Below are 18,836 nucleotides of genomic sequence, written 5' to 3' on the forward strand. Positions count from 1 at the left end.
GTGACGTCCAGGGGTTAAATCCGCCACCGGCAGGAGCGCTGGAGGAGGACGTCATGACCATAGCTCAGGCACCGGTGGCGCCGCGCCAGCCGATCGACGGACGCCATCGCCAGATGTTCGTCGATGGCGCCTGGATCGATGCCCGCTCGGGCCGGACCATGGAGACCCGCAATCCGGCCACCGGCGCGGTCATCGCCACGGTGCCGCGCGGCGATCGCCAGGATATCGAGCTGGCGGTGACTGCTGCGCGCAAGGCCTTCGACGGGCCGTGGAGCCGGTTCAAGCCCTATGAGCGGCAGGTGCTGCTCCTCAAGATCGCCGACCTCTTCGAAAAGCACTGGGAGGAGATCAGCCGCTCGGACACGACCGACATGGGCATGCCGATCGTGCGCACCCTGGCCAACCGCAATCGCGTCATCGGCATGCTGCGCTACTACGCCGGGATAGTGACGTCCCTGCATGGCGAGACGATCGAGAACTCGCTGCCGGGCGAAATCGTCTCCTTCACCCGCAAGGAGCCGGTCGGCGTCGTCGGCGCCATCATCCCCTGGAACGCACCGACGGCCGCTTCTGTCTGGAAGATCGGGCCGGCGCTGGCGACCGGCTGCACCATCGTGCTGAAACCTTCGGAAGAGGCGCCGCTGACGCCGCTGCTGATCGCCGACATCATGAACGAGGCCGGCGTTCCCAAAGGCGTCGTCAACATCGTGACCGGCACAGGCGCCGAGGCAGGTGCGGCACTTGCCGAGCATATGGGCGTCGACAAGATCGTCTTCACCGGCTCGACGGCGACCGGCCAGTCGATCGTCCGCGCCTCGGCCGGCAACCTCAAGCGCGTCTCGCTGGAGCTCGGCGGCAAGTCGCCGGTCATCGTCTGCGCCGACGCCGATCTCGACAAGGCCGTGCCGGTGGCGGCGATGTCGGTGTTCGCCAATTCCGGCCAGATCTGCATCGCCGGCTCGCGCCTGTTCGTCGAACGCTCCATCCATGACGACTTCGTCGCGCGGCTGGCGGCCTATGCCAAGGGTCTCAGGATCGGCGACGGCATCGACCCGGCAACCGAGATCGGCCCGCTCGTCTCCGAAAAGCAGCTGCAACGGGTCGCCTCGTATCTCGAGGCCGGCACGGCGCAGGGCGCGACCCTCGTCACCGGCGGCACACGCCTTATGGAAGGTGCGCTGGCCGCCGGCAATTTCGTCGCGCCGACGGTGTTTGCCGGCGTTTCGGACGACATGAAGATCGCGCGCGAGGAGATCTTCGGGCCGGTTATTTCGGCGCTGCCATTCGAGACGCTCGACGAGGCGGTCGAGCGGGCCAACAACACGCCTTATGGTCTCGCGGCGGGGGTCTTCACCCGCAATGTCGCCACGGCGCACCAGCTTTCCAGGAGAATCCGCGCCGGCTCGGTCTGGGTGAACACCTATCACGCCATCGATCCGGCCGTCCCCTTCGGCGGCTATAAGATGAGCGGTTACGGACGCGAGGGCGGTGCCGAACACCTCGACGAGTATCTCAATACCAAGGGCGTGTTCATCAAGATCGATTGAGTCTCACGCCGGATCTGGCATGAAATAAAAAACCCGCCTCGGCGGCGGGTCGTCGGCGCAAATCAGCACCATGCCAAAACTGATAGCATTACTGCCGGCACAAAGCAAGAACAAAATATGCAGGGGATCAAGCGCGCGTCGCGCGCTCGATCCCTTGAGGCCGATATCAGATGACGAACAGCCAGTTGGCCAGCAGCATCACCACGACGCCGGCGATCAGCGTCAGATAGGGCAGGATTCCCGCCTTGCGGACCGTAAGATCGGTCGACTTCATGCCGAGATCCGCCAGCATATGGTCGGGAAATTTGCCGCCGTCCTGGATGTAATGTCGGAAGCAGAACACCGGGATGATCAGGGCAGCGGTGATCAGCCCGGCCCATAGCGCCATCGGGTTCCAGACCTTGGCGCCGGCGCCCATGAAGATCGCGTTGACATAGGCAAAGATGGCGCCGACGCCGAGCAGCCAGCTCGGCGCATTCCACGGCCGCGCGATATGGCCGTTGTCGATGCGGTGGATCCAGCCGGCATTGAGGTTGAGGAAGTTGAAGATGATGTAGCCGCAGTTCGACACGGCGAGGATGAAGAAGAAGCTCGTCGCGTCGGCCGAGGCGATGGCCAGCACGATCAGGTTGAAGATCAGGTCGGTCCACATGGCCCGCGTCGGCGCGCCGTGCTCGTTGACGTGGCTGAGATAGCGCGGCAGCCAGCCATCGACGGAGCCCTGATAGAGCGTGCGCGAGGAACCCGCCATCGCCGTCATGATGCACAGCACCAGTGCCAGGATCATCAGCATCACCAGCAGGCTGTGGATCAACTGTCCGCCGCCGACCATGCCGGCCAATGCATCGGCGACACCGGAGCCGTCGACGATCGGGGTGGCCAGCATGCCGTTCAAGCCGAGCACGCCCTGGAAGGTGAACGGCACGAGGATAAACAGCAGCATGCACAGCAGGCCGGAATAGAAGATCGCCTTGAACGTGTCGGTACCGGGATTCTTGAACTCGGACGTGTAACAGACGGCGGTCTCGAAGCCGTAGGTCGACCAGGCGGCGATGAACATGCCGCCGAGGACGAGCGTCCAGCCGGCGATGTTCCACGCACCGGGCTCGGGCGCATAGGCGGCCGCCAGCGGCACCAGCGGCGAAAAGTTGGCCCAGTTGATCTGGCCGGTGACGATCGGCACCACGCCGACGATCAGCATCGGGATGATGACGAACAGGCCGATATACTTCTGCACATTGGCCGTGCCCAGGATGCCGCGATGCTGGATGGAGAAGATAATCAGCATCAGCACCGCGCCGATGAAGAAGGTTGCGTTGAAGGTGAAGGAGACCGGACCCAGCGTGTGACCGTAGAGCGTCCAGTTGCGGATCGCCGGCGTGGCGGCCGCCGTCACCGCGGCAATCGCGTCGGCGGCACTGGTTCCGGCATGGGCCGCGATATAGGCGGCGACTTCCGGCGAGGTGTCGCTAAACAGCGGCACCGGCGCCAGTGCGTTGAGGATGTAGGCGGCGGCGATCGAACAGCCGAGCGACAGCACCGGCGACCAGGCGAACCAGTTGCACCAGACCGAGAGCGGCGCGATGAACTTGGAGTAACGCAGCCATGCGGTGGCGCCGTAGACCGAGGCGCCGCCGGATTTATTCGGGAACAGGCCGGCGATCTCCGCATAGGTGAAGGATTGCAGGAAGCCCATGACCATGGACGCGGTCCAGATCGCGAAGGCCAGCGTTCCGGTCGTGCCGGCAATGCCGCCGATCGAAAACAGGACAAGGGCGGGAACGCCGCTTGCCACCCAGAAGGCGCCGCGCCAGTTGATGTTCCGCTGCAACTGCCCTTCGGCAGGCTGCTCCAGGACAGTGGTTATCGTGCTCATATGCGTGCATTCCCCATTTTGATGTTCCCCATCGGCGACAGCCGCGATCTCGCAAGGCGTCGTCGCCGACGCATGCGTTGAACGATCTCGGGTGTTTCCGCTCAGTTGTTTTTTTTTCTTAGCAGTGAAGATTGACTCGGCACGCTTCCACGTCAAGCTCTTTGTGAAGCTGTGCACATCACGTCTGTAACCTACGCGTCAAACAGCCGTCAGCAGTCAGCCGACACCGTCGCCGAGGTCGGTCGATGCCTCTTGAAAGTGGCTATTAGGAGCGCGGTCTGGTCTTTTGCGGGTCGTAGTGGGCGAACGGCACGACGCGCGCCGGCAGCCGCTTGGCATGGCCGTCGAGCTTGCCGATCTCGACCTCGGTGCCGATCGCCGCATGGGTGACGTCGAGCCTGGCAAGCGCGATGTTCTTGTTCAGCAACGGCGAACGCATGGCGGAAGTGACCTCGCCGATCTGGGCGCGGCCGACATGGACGCAGTCGCCGTGCCCGACGGCGACATTGGCGTCGATGTCAAGGCCGACCAGTTTCTTCTGCGGGTTTTCCTTGCGCCGGATCAGCGCCTCGCGGCCGATGAAATCGTCGGTCTTGGTCTTCAGCGGCACGGTGAAGCCAATGCCCGCCTCGAACGGATCGGTCTGGTCGGAAAATTCATAGCCGGCAAAGATCAGCCCGGCCTCGATCCGCACCATGTCGAGCGCCTGCAGCCCCATCGGCTTTAGCCCATGCGGCTGGCCGGCCTCCCAGATGGCGTCGAACACTTGTTCGGCGTCGCGCGGATGGCACCAGATCTCGTAGCCGAGCTCGCCGGTATAGCCGGTGCGCGAGACGACCACCGGAATGCCGTTGCCGCCGCCGATGCGCGCCACCGCAAAGCGGAACCATTCGAGCTCCTCGATCGACGGCTGCAGCGGCGAGGTCCAGATGATCTCCTTGAGGATATCTCGGCTCTTCGGTCCTTGCACGGCGACATTGTGCATCTGGTCGGTCGACGAGCGCACCAGCACGTTGAGGCCGAGTTTTGTCGCCGTTTCGCGCAGCCATTCGCCGGACAGGTCGTCGCCGCCGACCCAGCGGAAATTGTCCTTGCCGAGCCTGAGCAGCGTGCCGTCGTCGATCATGCCGCCATGCTCGTAGCACATGGCGGAATAGACGACCTGGCCGACGCCGAGCTTCTTCACGTCGCGGGTCAGCGTGTATTGGAGCAGCGCTTCCGAATCCGGGCCGGTGACCTCGAACTTGCGCAGCGGCGACAGGTCCATGATCACGGCATCCTGCCGGCACGCCCAGTATTCGTCGATAGGCCCTTCCTTGCGGAAGGCATTGGCCAGCCAATAGCCCCTGTACTCGACGAAGTTGCGGGTGTGCTTGGCAAAGCTCGAATGAAAAGCGGTCTCGCGGGTCATTTTCGGTTCCGAATCGGGCGTCATGCGTCTGGCGATCGCTCGCGAGAATTTGTGCTGGCCGGAATAGGTCCGCACATGGATGTCGGTCAGGTTCCAGCCATTGGCCGGCGTCGTGTCGTCGGGGCAGGCGGACGAGACGCAGACAATGTCGGTGAGCGCCCGCAGCAGCACGTAGTCGCCCGGTCGCGACCATGGCTCGTCGGAAACCATGACGCCATGCGCGTCGATCGCCGTGTTGAAGAAGAAATTGATCGCCATCCAGCCGGCGCGGGGGTTCACTCCCTTGTCCGACAGCGCGCGGTTGAAATTCTCCGAGCAGTTGGGGTGACCGGGATAGCCGATGTCGTCGTAATATTTGGCGGCGCAAGCGAGCGCGAATGCGTCATGCCGCCCGCATGTGTCCTGCACCACCTCGACCAGCGGCTCCATGTCCTGGTCGTAGTATTTCGAATGCAGGCCGGGCATCGGGTAGCTCGAGCCCATCAGCGTGCGGGTTGTCGTCACGTCGAGCGGATGGTCACGCCCCTTGTCCAGCTTGCGCGCCGAAAAACACTGGAAGTCGGTGCACTGGCGCCCGTCGACATCAATGATCTGCAGATAGTCGCCCGCCTTGACGAAATAGGATTCCGCCGTCGCCGAACGGACGCGCAAATCGAGCACCGGATCGGCAAGCGGATCGCCCAATTGCGACTTCGCCGCCGGGCGGATGGTGGCGCGACGGACGATGACGCTGAGCGGCGTCGCCGTGTCGTGGCCGTCGACCAGCATCGGACCGCCCGGGGCGGCCATGATCATCGAGCCGTCGCGGGTGACGGTAAAACTCTGTTCGGTGCCGGCCGGGGTGGAGCCGCCGAACACGCGAACCGCCTTTGGCTGATCAAGCTGCACCTGGCGGCGCTGGAGTCCGCGGCGCAGCGCGGCGAGGCTGTCGTCACCCTCGGCCAACAGCGCCTTGATGCCGGCGGCGTTGCTGTTCGATTTTTCGCCGAAAATGCCAGGATCGGTCGTGCCGCTCTTGTCCCATGCCAAGAGCTCGCAGGATTGGCCGCCTTCGACGTTGCGCACGCTGATCGTGTCGCCGGCCTCGACATCGATGAGCACCGCGCCATTGCCCTGGATCGTATAACGCTCCATGCCGGGCGGCAGCGCGATCTGGCCGGGCCTAAGAATCAGGCTCGGCCGGGGCGGTCCGGCAGCTATGGCGGGGTAGGGCGACTGGCTCATCTCGACCCTGTGTCTGAAGAAACAAGTTTGCCTGTACGTGAAATTATTTTAGCAGCAAGAATAGGCAGCAAGGCCGGATTTGGCAAGGTGAAGCTGCGTGCCGCACCTTGCCGGCGTGGCGGATCTCTACGCGAATTCCTCGGAATGCCCGATGTCGACGCCATATTCCGCCGCCGCGTCGAGCATCGTGTGCCACAAGCTTTCCGCGAAGGTCGCAAACACCAGGAGATTGAACACAGCCTGTCCGTCCGGCCGGTCGTTGCCGCGCCAGAGATTGACGCTGGTGTGGTCCATCGAGGTGGCGGCCGCAGCGCCGATGGGGAACACCGCCGGATGCAAATCGATTGACGACAGCTTGGCCAGCATGGTGCGCGCCTGGGCGCCCGTGACGCTGATCAGGGCGCGTGCATGCGACTGGTCCGACAGCGAGGCGGATTGCGAAAACGCTTGGCTCAACGTCTCCATCGTATGCTTGCCACCCTTCGACAGGGCGAGGAACTGATCCGGTCCCGACCAGATGAGCGTCACGTCCGAAGCGCTGACCGCCTTTGGTGTATCCGGAGCTGACACGCCGAAACGCGCTTTGGCGGCGTTTGCCAAATCAGCCCACCTGCCGCGCCGCGCCATGATCTGGACGAGGTCGAAATTGCGGATCTCGGTGAGCGCAATGCCGGGCTCGACGTCACGCGCGCCATAGGCGCCCGCAACAAGCGCGTGCTCCAGAGGACTGCGGGGAAGCCAGGAAAACTCAGCCACGCTGGCGCCCTCCATCCGGATCGTAGAAGACGGGATTGCACAGCTCGACGTCATAGTCCTCGCCGCGCAGCGGATCATGCGCATGGACGATCTCGCCGATGCGCTCGCGGCCGCGTTCGACAAGCGCCAGCCCGATCCACTGGTCGAGCGTCGGCGAGAAGCAGACCGAGGTGACATAGCCCAGGTCGTTGTCGGGACCCGGTATCTCGCCCTTCGGAATGACATGCGCGCCGGAGCGCAAGCGGCGCGTCTTGTCCGTCGGCTTGATGCCGACCACGACCTGCCGATCCGCTGCCACCAGCGCCTCACGCCCTGCCATGACGCGGCCGACAAAATCCTTCTTGGTCGACATCATCTTGGCCAGGCCGAGATCGGCGGCCGTCGTCGTGCCGTTCAATTCCGGCCCGGCGACGTGGCCCTTTTCGATGCGCATGACGCCGAGCGCCTCGGTGCCGTAGGGTGTGACGCCGAATTGTTTGCCGGCCAGCATCAGGTTGCGCACCAGCGCGTCGCCGTAGCGGGCCGGAACGGAGATTTCGAAGGCCATCTCGCCGGAGAACGAGATGCGGAACAGCCGTGCCTTGATGCCGCCGCGAAGCGCTACTTCCCGCGCCCCCATGAACGGAAATCCCTCGTTCGACAAATCCTCGGCGGGATCGACGATTTCCCTGAGCAGGTCTCGGGTTTTCGGTCCAGCGATCGAGAATTGCGCCCACTGGTCGGAGACCGACGTCAGCTGCGCGTCGAGCTCGGGAAACAGCACCTGCCGGCAGAATTCGAGATGCTGCATCACCGGCCCGGCCTTGGCGGTGGTGGTGGTCAGGAAATAGTGGTCCTCGGCCAGCCGCGACGTGGTGCCGTCGTCATAGACCATGCCGTCCTCGCGCAGCATCAGCCCGTAGCGCGCTTTTCCCACGGCAAGACTGGAGAAGGTGTTGATGTAGACGCGGTCGAGGAAGGCGCCGGCGTCCGGGCCGTGCACGTCGATCTTGCCGAGCGTCGAGACGTCGCAGAAGCCGACGCCGCCGCGCACCGCCTTGACCTCGCGGGTGACCGATTCCAGCCAGTCCTTCTCACCGGAACGCGGATACCATTGCGCGCGCTTCCACAGGCCGGTGTCGACGAACACCGCGCCCTGTTCGGCTGCCCAGTGATGCGACGGCGTCAGCCTTGTCGCATGGAAGTTCTCGTCGCGATGATGCCCGGCGAAGGCGCCGATGGCGACCGGCACATAGGGCGGGCGGTAGATCGTCGTGCCGGTCTCGGGGATGGATTTGGCTGATACCGCCGCCATGATGGCGAGGCCGGCGACGTTCGAGGTTTTGCCCTGGTCGGTGGCCATGCCGAGCGTCGTGTAGCGCTTCAGATGCTCGACCGATTCGAAACCTTCGCGCTGTGCCAGTTCGATGTCCGAAGCGGTGACGTCGTGCTGGTAATCGACAAAGGCCTTTCCTTTGCCGGCTACATGCCAGAGCGGGGTCAGCGAAAACGTCTCGTCGTCGCCGACCGGCGCCGTGCCGGGATTGCCGGCGCGCCCGGCGCTCTGCGCCGCCGCCGCACCGGCGGCAAACCCTTGGCGCAGGCAGGCGCCAAGCCCGTAGGCGCCGTTGGCGGCACCGGCGGCCATCATGCCGGGAGGTGCGCTGTCCGGCACGAAGGCCGAAATGTCGTCCTGCCATTTCGGCCGGCCGCGATGATAGGAGGTCAGCCCGACCGCCGGGTTCCAGCCACCCGAAACGGCAAGCCCGTCGGCTTCGACTTCGGCGCGCGCCCCGCCTATCAGCGACACCGCTATTTTCCGGACGCCGTCCTTGCCGCCTTCGACCCCGACGACGGACCCGTTCAGCACGGGAAAGCCGGCTTTGGTCGCAAGCGCGCGATGCTCGGAGGACACATCCGGACGTGCATCGACGACCGCCGCGATCTGCAATCCGGCGCCGAGTGCTGTCTCGACCGTGCGCCAGCCATCCGCATTGTTGGTGAATAGCGCGACGCGCCGTGCCGGCGCTGCCGCATAGCGCGCGACATAGGTCCGCATCGCCGAAGCCATCATCACGCCGGGCGTGTCGTTGCCGGTAAAGACGATGGGCCGTTCGATGGCGCCGGCGGCAACGATCGAGCGCTTGGCCACGATCCGCCACAGCCGCTGGCGCACCTGGTGTTGCGGCGGCGAGGGCAGGTGGTCGTTGACCTGTTCGATCGCGCCATAGGTGCCGCCATCGTAGACGCCGAACAGCGTCGTGCGGGTCATGATGCGGACATCGGGCAACGCGGCCAGCTCGGCCAGCGTGCGGGAAATCCATTCGGCTGCCGGCATGCTGTCGATCGTGCCGCCATCGGCAAGCAGCCGGCCGCCAAGCACGAAATCCTCCTCGCACAGGATGACGCGGGCGCCAATGCGACCGGCGGCGAGCGCTGCCGCCAGCCCGGCCGGGCCGGAGCCGGCAATTAGCACGTCGCAATGCGCCCATGCCTTGTCGTAATGGTCGGGATCGGCAACGCCTGCCGCGCGTCCAAGGCCGGCGGCGCGGCGGATCGCTGGCTCGTAGATCGCCTCCCAGAATTTCGCCGGCCACATGAAGGTCTTGTAGTAGAAGCCGGCGACGAAGATCGGCGCGAACAACTGGTTCACCGCCATCAGATCGTGGCGCAGCGACGGCCAGCGGTTCTGGCTGGCAGCTTCGAGACCGTCATAAAGTTCTGCCGTCGTCGCCTTGGTGTTCGGTTCGCGCCGCGCGCCGCTGCGCAGTTCGACCAGCGCGTTGGGCTCCTCCGAGCCTGCGGTCAGGATGCCGCGCGGCCGATGGTATTTGAACGAGCGGCCGACCAGCTTGACGCCGTTGGCGATGAGCGCGGAGGCGAGCGTATCGCCCTGGAAGCCGGCAAAGATCTTGCCGTCGAAGCTAAAATTCAGCGGCGCCGAACGATCGATAAGGCCGCCGCTCTCCAGCCGGTGTGTCTGCGCGAGGCTAACCATCAGGCGCCGACCTTGGCGGCGCCAACGCCCGCCGCCGGCTCAACCGAGGAAATCTCATGTGTCAGCGTGTTGCGGGTGATCTTCAGCCAGGCCCGGCAGCCGCCGCCATGATACCAGTGCTCGCTCGTCTCGCCGGCTACATTGTCGCGCAGATAGACGTAGTCGAAGACTTCGTCTGCCGAGGCGCCGGCTGCCGGACGCACCGGCTTGGCGTCACCCAGACAGGTGAACTCGCCAAGTTCGCGTTCGCCGCAGAAGGGACAGACAATACGCATGGTTTCCGGCCGTCCTCAGTGCAGGTTCGGTTGGGCGCCGACGCCCTTTTCATCGATCATCGCGCCACGCCGGAACCGGTCGAGGCGGAATCTTGCTGCCTCCTCGTGCGGTGCGTCGCGCGCCAGAAGATGGGCAAAGACAAGGCCGGAGCCCGGCGTCGCCTTGAAGCCGCCATAGCACCAGCCGGCATTGAGGTAGAGCCCGTCCACCGGCGTCTTGTCGATGATCGGCGAACCGTCCATCGACATGTCCATGATGCCGCCCCACTGGCGCAAAAGCCGCACGCGGCCGATCATCGGCATCAGCGCCATGCCGCCCTCGCAGACGTCCTCCATGACCGGCATGTTGCCGCGCTGGGCGTAGGAATTGTAGCCGTCTATGTCGCCGCCGAAGACCAGCCCGCCCTTGTCCGACTGGCTGACATAGAAATGGCCGGCGCCGAAGGTCATGACACCGGGAATGAGCGGCTTGATCGCCTCGGAGACGAAGGCCTGCAGCACATGGCTTTCGATCGGCAGGCGCAGTCCCGCCATGGCAGCGACGCGCGACGAACTGCCGGCGACGGCCATGCCGACCTTGCCGGCGCCGATTTTGCCGCGCGAAGTCTCGACGCCGGTCACCTTGCCGTTGGCGTCGCGCACAAAGCCTGTCACCTCGCAATTCTGGATGACGTCGACGCCAAGCGCGCTCGCCGCGTGGGCGTAACCCCAGACCACGGCGTCGTGACGTGCCGTGCCGCCGCGCCGCTGCAGCAGCCCGCCCTGCACGGGAAAGCGGGCATTGTCGAAGTTCAGGAACGGCATCATCTTCCTGACCGCGGCGAGGTCGAGCAGCTCGGCGTCGATGCCGTTGATGCGCATCGTGTTGCCGCGCCGCGCATAGGCGTCGCGCTGCGCGTCGGAATGATAGAGGTTGATGACGCCGCGCTGGCTGACCATCGTGTTGTAGTTGAGATCCTGCTCCATCCGCTCCCACAGCTTCATCGACAGCTCGTAGAAGCCGGAATTGCCGGGCAGCCCGTAATTGGAGCGGATGATGGTGGTGTTGCGGCCGGCATTGCCGGAGCCGATCCAGCCTTTCTCCAGCACGGCGACATTCCTGATGCCGTACTCACTGGCCAGGAACCATGCGGTGGCCAGGCCGTGACCGCCGCCGCCGATGATCACCACGTCATAGCGATCCCTCGGGCTGGCGTCGCGCCATGTGCGCTGCCAGGTCTTGTGGCCGGAAAATGCGGCGCGGGCGAGCGAGAAGATCGAGTATTTCATCAGCTCATTCCAAGGTCGCTTCGCGCCACGCAGGACCTTTCTTGACGCATCGGATCCGTCCGAAAACCGCTTCACGCTCTTCGGTCCGATGCTCTAGATATCCAGCGTGTGGTCGCGCTCCCACTGGGTGAAGTGGGAAGCATAGGAATTCCATTCCTGGTGCTTCAGCTTTAGGTAGGCCGACGAAAATTCCTCACCCAGCGCCGCCTTGAGCGATTTGTCGTTGTCGAACTCGCGCAAGGCATCGAGCAGGTTGAGCGGCAGCTTCGGCGCGCCCTCGACCGTATGACCGAACTGGTACATGTCGATGTCGTAGCGCTTGCCGGGATCGGCCTGCGAGCGGATGCCGTCGAGGCCGGCGGCGATGATGACGGCCTGCAGCAGATAGGGGTTTGCCGCGCCGTCGGGCAGGCGCAGCTCGAAACGGCCGGGGCCGGGCACGCGCACCATATGGGTGCGGTTGTTGCCGGTCCAGGTCACCGAGTTCGGCGCCCAGGTCGCGCCCGAAATGGTGCGCGGCGCATTGATGCGCTTGTAGGAATTGACCGTCGGGTTGGTGATCGCCGCAAGTGCCGAGGCATGCTTCATGATGCCGCCGAGAAAATTCCTGCCCTTCGCCGACAGGCCGAGCTCCATGGCGTTGTCGGCAAAGACATTGGTCTTGCCGTCTCTGTCCCACACCGAGATGTGGGCGTGGCAGCCATTGCCGGTCAGGCCGGGGAATGGCTTGGGCATGAAGGTCGCGCGCAGGCCGTGCTTTTCGGCAACGGACCTCACCATGAACTTGAAGAAGGAATGCTTGTCGGCGGTCGCCAGCGCATCGTCGAAAGCCCAGTTCATCTCGAACTGGCCGTTGGCGTCCTCATGGTCGTTCTGATAGGGACCCCAGCCGAGCGCCAGCATATGGTCGCAGATCTCGGCGATGACGTCGTAGCGGCGCATCACCGCCTGCTGGTCGTAGCAGGGCTTTGACGCCGTGTCGTATTCGTCGGAAATCGCCTTGCCGTCCGGCGAGATCAGGAAGAACTCGGCCTCGACGCCGGTCTTGATATACATGCCGTCGCCGGCCGCCTCGGTGATCAGCCGCTTCAGCGTGTTGCGCGGCGCCTGGGCGACCGATTTGTCGTCCATGATGCAGTTGGCGGCGACCCAGGCGACATCAGGCTTCCACGGCAACTGGATGACCGAATCCGGATCCGGCACCGCCAGCATGTCGGGATGCGCCGGCGTCAGGTCGAGCCATGTGGCAAAGCCGGCAAAGCCCGCACCGTCCTTCTGCATGTCGGCGATGGCCTGCGCCGGCACCAGCTTGGCGCGCTGCCCACCGAACAGGTCGGTGTAGGAAATCATGAAATATTTGACGCCGTTCTCTTTGGCGAAGGCGGCGAGATCGTTCCCCATTATAGTTCCTCGCTTATGGTATTTGGCAGTTTGGTATCAGAAGCCGTTCTTCCCCGGTATCCAGTTGGTGCCGGCCAGCGGCACGCCAGCCATGGCGGCGGCTTCGATCGTGAGCGCAACGAGATCCTCGGGTTCGAGATTGTGCAAGCTGTTCTTGCCGCAGGCGCGGGCGATCGTCTGCGCCTCCAGCGTCATCACCTTCAGGTAATTCGCGAGCCGCCGCCCGGCGGCGATCGGGTCGAGCCGCTTCATCAGCTCGGGATCCTGCGTGGTGATGCCGGCCGGGTCGCGCCCCTCATGCCAGTCGTCATAGGCGCCGGCGGTGGTACCGAGCGCGTTGTAGTCCGCCTCCCAGCGCGGGTCGTTGTCGCCGAGCGCGACAAGCGCGGCCGTGCCGATCGACACCGCATCGACGCCGAGCGCCAGCGCCTTGGCGACATCAGCACCGTTGCGGATGCCGCCGGAGATGATCAGCTGCACCTTGCGGTGCATGCCGAGATCCTGCAGTGCCTGCACCGCCGGCCTGATGCAGGCAAGCGTCGGCTGGCCGACATTCTCGATGAACACTTCCTGGGTTGCGGCGGTGCCGCCCTGCATACCGTCGATCACGACGACATCGGCGCCTGACTTCACGGCAAGGGCTGTGTCGTAATAGGGCCGCGCGCCGCCGACCTTGACGTAGATCGGCTTTTCCCAGTCGGTGATTTCGCGCAGCTCCAGGATCTTGATCTCGAGATCGTCAGGCCCGGTCCAGTCGGGATGGCGCGAGGCCGAGCGCTGGTCGATACCCTTCGGTAGCGTGCGCATTTCGGCGACCCGGTCGGAGATCTTCTGGCCGAGCAGCATGCCGCCGCCACCGGGCTTGGCGCCCTGGCCGATGACGATCTCGATCGCATCCGCCCGCCGCAAATCGCGCGGGTTCATGCCGTAGCGCGACGGCAAATACTGGTAGACCAGCGTCTTGGAATGACCGCGCTCTTCCTCGGTCATGCCGCCGTCGCCGGTGGTCGTCGAGGTGCCGGACAGCGTCGCGCCGCGGCCGAGCGCTTCCTTGGCCGGACCGGACAGCGACCCAAAACTCATGCCGGCGATGGTGATCGGGATTTTCAGCTCGATCGGCTTCTTGGCATGGCGCGAACCGAGCACGACGCCGGTGTCGCAGCGCTCGCGGTAGCCTTCGAGCGGATAGCGCGAGATCGAGGCGCCGAGGACCAGCAGGTCATCGAAATGCGGCAGCTTGCGCTTGGCGCCGCCGCCTCGGATGTCATAGATGCCGGTCGCCGCGGCGCGGCGGATCTCGGAAAGCGTATAGTCGTCAAAGGTCGCGGATTTGCGCGGCGTCGTCGGCGGGTTGCGATATGTCATTGAGCCTCAATACGCGTCGGCGTTGTCGATGTTGAAGTTATAGAGCGTGCGCGCCGAGCCGTAACGCTTGAACTCCGCCGCTTTGACGCCGGTCACCCCGGCGCGGTCGAGCAGACCCTGCAGCAATTCCAGATGCTCGGGCCGCATCTCCTTGGCGATGCAGTCGGCGCCGAGGCTGCCGACCTTGCCGCGCACGAAGAGCCGCGCCTCGTAGATGGAATCGCCGAGCGCGTCACCGGCATCGCCCAGCACCACCAGATTGCCGGACTGCGCCATGAAGGCCGACATGTGGCCAATATTGCCATGAACGACAATGTCGATGCCCTTCATCGAAATGCCGCAGCGCGACGACGCATTACCCTCGATGACCAGCAGCCCGCCCCTGCCGGTGGCGCCGGCATATTGGCTGGCATCGCCTTTGACCGTTATCGAGCCCGACATCATGTTCTCGCCGACGCCGGGGCCCGCCGAGCCGTGCACGGTGATGGCGCTGCCGTCGTTCATGCCGCCGCAATAGTAGCCGACGCTGCCGCGGACATCGATGGTGATCGGCTGGTCGACGCCCACGGCGACCGAATGGCTGCCTTTCGGGTTGAGCACTTCCCAGGCGGTCTCGTTCGAACCGGGAGGCAGACTGTGAAGCGCCTGGTTGAGCTCGCGCAGCGGCACCTCAGCCAGGTCGAAGGCCCGTGACGCTTGACTTTGGATATGGCCCTGGTCGAGGGCCTTGGAAACGTTGATTGCCGGCATCAGCTCAATGCTCCCAGAAATAGACGGTTGCGGGCTCGGGTTCCCAGACCTTCGCACTGTCTATGCCGGGCAGTTTGGTGAGCGCGCGATATTCCGAGCCGAAGGCGACATACTGGTCGGTTTCGGCCATGACGGCGGGCTTGCAGGCGATCGGATCGCGCACCACGCCGAAACCGTTCTTGGTGCCGACGACGAAGGTGAAGAAGCCGTCGAGGTCGCTCAGCGTGCCTTCCAGCGCTTCGCCGAGATTCTTGCCATGCGCCATCTGCGAGGAGAGATAGGCGGCCGCGACCTCGGTGTCGTTCTCGGTCTCGAATGTCATGCCTTCGCGGATCAGCTCGCGGCGGACATTGTTGTGATTGGACAGCGAGCCATTGTGCACCAGGCACTGGTCGGCGCCGGTCGAGAACGGATGCGCGCCCATCGTCGTCACCGCCGATTCCGTCGCCATGCGGGTATGGCCGATGCCGTGCGTGCCGGTCATGCTGCGCACGTCGAAACGATCGACGACCGCTTCGGGCAAGCCGACTTCCTTGTAGATTTCGACGACGTCGCCGGCGCCCATGATGCGGACGTCGGGGTGCAGCGCCTGGATGGTCTCGCGCGCTTCATCGATCTTGTCGGGCGTGGTCCTGACGACCGCATGGGTCGACTTCACGTTGACCGTCACCGGCGCTCCGATCGCCTTGGCGAGTTCGGCGTCGAGGTTGCGGAAATCCTGCTCCGGCCTTGCCGACTGGATGGTGATCTTGGCCTCGTTGCCGGTTGGTGCGCCGTAGATGGCGATGCCGGCGCTGTCGGGGCCGCGATCGCTGAGCGAGATCAGCATCTGCGACAGCATCGAGCCGAGCTGGGGCTCAAGCGACTTGTCCTTCAAAAACAGTCCGACGATTCCGCACATGTCAGGCTCCCGAGGTGAGGTATGATTTGGGTGCTACCAGCTTCATGGGTCAAATTCAACTCACATGAAAGTTTTTTTCATATTAAACAAGTCGCCTGGCGTAATCGAGGCGCCAGGCGACGTGTTCCGGTCTAATGGCGGTCGATCGCCGCTCTCGTTTCCTCTCCGCTGCGGTCCGCGGCCATATCGGCCTCGATTTCAGCATTCTCGTGGCGCGTCTGGAGGATGTGCCAGCCGATCCAGAAGACGAGGCCGATGATGACCATCAAGCCCTCGGAGCCCTGAAACGGGTAGATCGCGCCGACATCCTTGAGGTCGACGGCCCAGCTTTCCATTCCATTGGTCGACATTGCGGTTCTCCTTGTCCGTTGATTATTTGACCATCGCCTTTTCGGCGGTTCCCACTTCGCGGACCGACGCCTCGAAAGCATGATTGAGGGCAAAGTCGAAGCCCTCGAGTTCCACCTTCGCCGGTACGCGCAGGAGGTTCATGCCGTTGAGGATCTTGCAAACGACGAAGGTGGGGACGAAACCGAGCAGGACCATCAGCACCGCACCGGCGAAATTGCCGAGCGGGTTGATGTGCGCGAAGCCCTCATAGGGCGAGGACGGCTGTCCCCACAGCATGAAGCCCGCCACCACGACCCCGAGGAAACCGCCATAGCCGTGCACGGCAACGGCGCCCACCGCATCGTCGATCTTGAAGCGGCGTTCGACGAAATAATGCAGCTTGTAGCAGATGGTCGGCACGATCGCGCCGATCAGCAATGCCTGGACAGGATGATAGAGATCGTTGCCGGCCGAGGCCGAGATGACGCCGCAAAGCCCCATCGAGAATGTCCAGAATGGGTCGCCTTTCGAGACGATGTATCCGGCCAGCATGCCGCCCGACAGCGACATCAGGAAGTTGAAGGTGATCGCCGAGAGCGTCGTCGGCGCGAGATAGATGTTGGTCGCCGTCCAGGTCTCGCCGGTGATCTGGCCGGCAATCGTGGCCGGGCTGATCAGCGGAATGTTGCACGCGGCATAGAAGCCCCAGAAGCCGGTGAAGATCAGGAACAGGCCGATCGTGACCAGCCACACATTGTGAGGCGGGATGTCGCGCGGTGTGCCGTCCGGCTTGAATTTGCCGATGCGCGGACCGAGCACGATGAGGAAGGCGAGCGCCGCTCCGCCGGCGATTGCGTGCACGACACCCGATGCATAGGCGTCATGATAGCCCCAGAGCTTCACCATCCAGCCTTGCGGATGCCAGCCCCAGGACGCGTCGAGGATCCACAGGACCGAGCCGACCAGTACCGCGACGATCCAGAACGCGCCCGAGCGCGCGCGTTCTATGATCGAACCCGAGATGATCGACGCCGTCGTGATGGAAAACAGCAGGAAGGCGCCCCAGAACACGCCGTTGAGGCGATGCCACAGCGCGGCGTCGGTAGGCGTGACCCCCGTCTCGCCCGGATTGACGCCGGACAGATGAGTGCCCATCAGCGGATTCCACGGTTCGGCGAAAGGTGCCGCGACAAGCCCGCCCGCGATGCCCGGCCCGTTGGGGAACCCGAAATAGATCCACCAGCCGAAAAGATAGAAGGTAACCGTGACGAGCGGGATCGCCATCGCGTTCTTCATAAGCGTTTTCAGATGATTGCGCCGGCGCGACACGCCGACCTCGTACATGCAGAAGCCGACGTGGATGAGGAACATCATGACGATGGTCACCCAGTAATAGAATTCCGTGAAGATGGTCGTTAGAGCGTTGAGATTCCCTTCCATTTCATGTCCCCTCCGTTCAGTTGCGTTCCTTGCCTCTCAGTAAAACTTTTTGCATCTTAGTATTGCGCGCTTTTGGAGTTTTGAGTCAATATGGCGTGGACCGCCGCGTGGCTCTGACGCCCTGAAGCGGTGAAAACGTCGGCAATCGTGTTGAGGAGAAGCAAGTCCATGACGGCATCCTGGAGATTTTCGACCTTGGCGGATCGCCATCGTGCGCTCGGTTCGAAGCTCGAAGACTGGAGCGGGATGGGCACCGCCTGGACCTACGACAAGGACGCCGACGAGGAATACATCGCCATCCGCACCAAGGCCGGGCTGATGGACGTGTCGGGCCTGAAGAAGGTCCACATCACCGGGCCGCATGCCTCGCACCTGATTGACCTCGCAACGACGCGCGACGTCGAGAAAATATATCCCGGCAAGTCGGCCTATGCCTGCATGCTCAACGAGGCCGGCAAGTTCACAGACGACTGCATCCTCTACCGCACCGGCCCGAATGCCTGGATGGTCGTGCACGGTTCGGGCACCGGTCATGAGGAGTTGCAGCGCGCCGCCATGGGCCGCGACGTCTCGCTGCGCTTCGACGACAATCTGCACGACCTTTCGCTGCAGGGGCCGATAGCCGTCGATTATCTGACAAAGCATGTGCCTGGCATTCGCGACCTCAACTATTTCCACCACATGCAGACGCGGCTGTTCGGTTTTCCCGTGATGATCTCGCGCACCGGCTACACCGGCGAACGCGGCTACGAGATATTCTGCCGCGGCCAGGATGCCGGCACGATCTGGGACACCATCCTCGACGAGGGCAAGAGCGCCGGCATCATCCCGTGCCGGTTCACCACGCTCGACATGCTGCGCGTCGAGAGCTACCTCTTGTTCTACCCCTACGACAATTCGCAGAAATATCCGTTCGACAACGAAGGCCCCGGCGATACGCTGTGGGAACTCGGCCTCGACTTCACCGTCAGCCCCGGCAAGACAGGCTTTCGCGGCGCCGAGGAGCACTATCGCCTCAAGGGCAAGGAGCGCTTCAAGATCTTCGGCGTGCTGCTCCAAGGCAAGGAACCGGCCGACGAGGGCGCGCCGGTCTACCGCGACGGCAAGAAGGTCGGCGTGGTGACCTGCGCCATGTATTCGCCGCTGGTCAAGAAATCGATGGGCATCGCCCGGCTAGACGTCGACTGTGCCGTCCAAGGCACCAGGCTCGAAATCCGCAACAAGAGCGGCGCCATCAGCGCGACCGCCGAGCCGCTTCCGTTCGACGATCCAAAGAAGACCAAGCGCACGGCGAAAGGCTGAGGCATACTGAGA

General features: G+C 64.0%; 14 protein-coding genes. 2 read left to right on the plus strand and 12 right to left on the minus strand.

What is annotated here, in order from left to right; genetic code table 11:
- The first annotated feature begins 53 nt into the window (after positions 1-53).
- On the plus strand, positions 54-1,547 hold the full coding sequence (locus tag IQ26_RS03700) for an aldehyde dehydrogenase family protein (RefSeq protein ID WP_145713673.1): 1,494 nt from the start codon (positions 54-56) through the stop codon (positions 1,545-1,547).
- 166 nt (positions 1,548-1,713) lie between these two features.
- Here the strand turns inward: IQ26_RS03700 and IQ26_RS03705 are convergent, their stop codons facing one another.
- The 12 genes from IQ26_RS03705 to IQ26_RS03760 all read right to left on the minus strand — a co-directional run bounded on the left by IQ26_RS03705 (position 1,714) and on the right by IQ26_RS03760 (position 17,522).
- A complete protein-coding gene (locus tag IQ26_RS03705) occupies positions 1,714-3,423 on the minus strand; it encodes a trimethylamine N-oxide permease (RefSeq protein ID WP_145713676.1) in 1,710 nt (569 codons plus the stop codon).
- A gap of 265 nt (positions 3,424-3,688) precedes the next feature.
- Positions 3,689-6,058: a trimethylamine N-oxide demethylase gene (locus IQ26_RS03710; RefSeq protein WP_145713681.1), complete on the minus strand. Its 2,370-nt coding sequence runs from the start codon at positions 6,056-6,058 to the stop codon at positions 3,689-3,691.
- A gap of 126 nt (positions 6,059-6,184) precedes the next feature.
- Complete coding sequence (locus IQ26_RS03715; protein ID WP_145713684.1) at positions 6,185-6,814, minus strand: sarcosine oxidase subunit gamma; 630 nt, start codon at positions 6,812-6,814, stop codon at positions 6,185-6,187.
- Positions 6,807-9,791 carry a sarcosine oxidase subunit alpha gene (locus IQ26_RS03720; protein WP_145713688.1) on the minus strand — a complete coding sequence of 995 codons (2,985 nt, stop codon included), beginning with the start codon at positions 9,789-9,791 and terminating at the stop codon, positions 6,807-6,809. The genes IQ26_RS03715 and IQ26_RS03720 overlap by 8 nt, the downstream gene beginning before the upstream one ends.
- On the minus strand, positions 9,791-10,066 hold the full coding sequence (locus IQ26_RS03725; RefSeq protein ID WP_145713691.1) for a sarcosine oxidase subunit delta: 276 nt from the start codon (positions 10,064-10,066) through the stop codon (positions 9,791-9,793). The genes IQ26_RS03720 and IQ26_RS03725 overlap by 1 nt, the downstream gene beginning before the upstream one ends.
- Positions 10,067-10,081: 15 nt before the next feature.
- Positions 10,082-11,335, minus strand: a complete 1,254-nt coding sequence (locus IQ26_RS03730) for a sarcosine oxidase subunit beta family protein (RefSeq protein ID WP_145713694.1) — start codon at positions 11,333-11,335, stop codon at positions 10,082-10,084.
- Between the two features lie 93 nt (positions 11,336-11,428).
- On the minus strand, positions 11,429-12,736 hold the full coding sequence (gene glnT / locus IQ26_RS03735; RefSeq protein WP_145713697.1) for a type III glutamate--ammonia ligase: 1,308 nt from the start codon (positions 12,734-12,736) through the stop codon (positions 11,429-11,431).
- A 36-nt stretch (positions 12,737-12,772) separates the two neighbouring features.
- Positions 12,773-14,101, minus strand: a complete 1,329-nt coding sequence (locus IQ26_RS03740) for an FMN-binding glutamate synthase family protein (protein WP_145713700.1) — start codon at positions 14,099-14,101, stop codon at positions 12,773-12,775.
- A 6-nt stretch (positions 14,102-14,107) separates the two neighbouring features.
- Entirely contained in the window at positions 14,108-14,851 is a 744-nt protein-coding gene (locus tag IQ26_RS03745) for a GltB/FmdC/FwdC-like GXGXG domain-containing protein (RefSeq protein ID WP_162457855.1), read from the minus strand.
- A 4-nt stretch (positions 14,852-14,855) separates the two neighbouring features.
- Positions 14,856-15,752 carry a class II glutamine amidotransferase gene (locus IQ26_RS03750; RefSeq protein ID WP_145713703.1) on the minus strand — a complete coding sequence of 299 codons (897 nt, stop codon included), beginning with the start codon at positions 15,750-15,752 and terminating at the stop codon, positions 14,856-14,858.
- A 131-nt stretch (positions 15,753-15,883) separates the two neighbouring features.
- Positions 15,884-16,102 (minus strand): hypothetical protein, encoded by a 219-nt coding sequence (locus IQ26_RS03755; protein WP_145713706.1) that lies wholly within the window; start codon positions 16,100-16,102, stop codon positions 15,884-15,886.
- A 22-nt stretch (positions 16,103-16,124) separates the two neighbouring features.
- The gene (locus tag IQ26_RS03760) at positions 16,125-17,522 is read right to left on the minus strand and encodes an ammonium transporter (protein WP_145713709.1); all 1,398 of its coding nucleotides are present in this window, start codon (positions 17,520-17,522) and stop codon (positions 16,125-16,127) included.
- 168 nt (positions 17,523-17,690) lie between these two features.
- Between IQ26_RS03760 and IQ26_RS03765 the strand changes: the two genes are divergently transcribed.
- Positions 17,691-18,824 carry an aminomethyl transferase family protein gene (locus IQ26_RS03765; RefSeq protein ID WP_145713712.1) on the plus strand — a complete coding sequence of 378 codons (1,134 nt, stop codon included), beginning with the start codon at positions 17,691-17,693 and terminating at the stop codon, positions 18,822-18,824.
- Positions 18,825-18,836: the final 12 nt, after the last annotated feature.

The sequence above is a fragment of the Mesorhizobium tianshanense genome, assembly GCF_007830515.1.
Taxonomy (GTDB): domain Bacteria; phylum Pseudomonadota; class Alphaproteobacteria; order Rhizobiales; family Rhizobiaceae; genus Mesorhizobium; species Mesorhizobium tianshanense.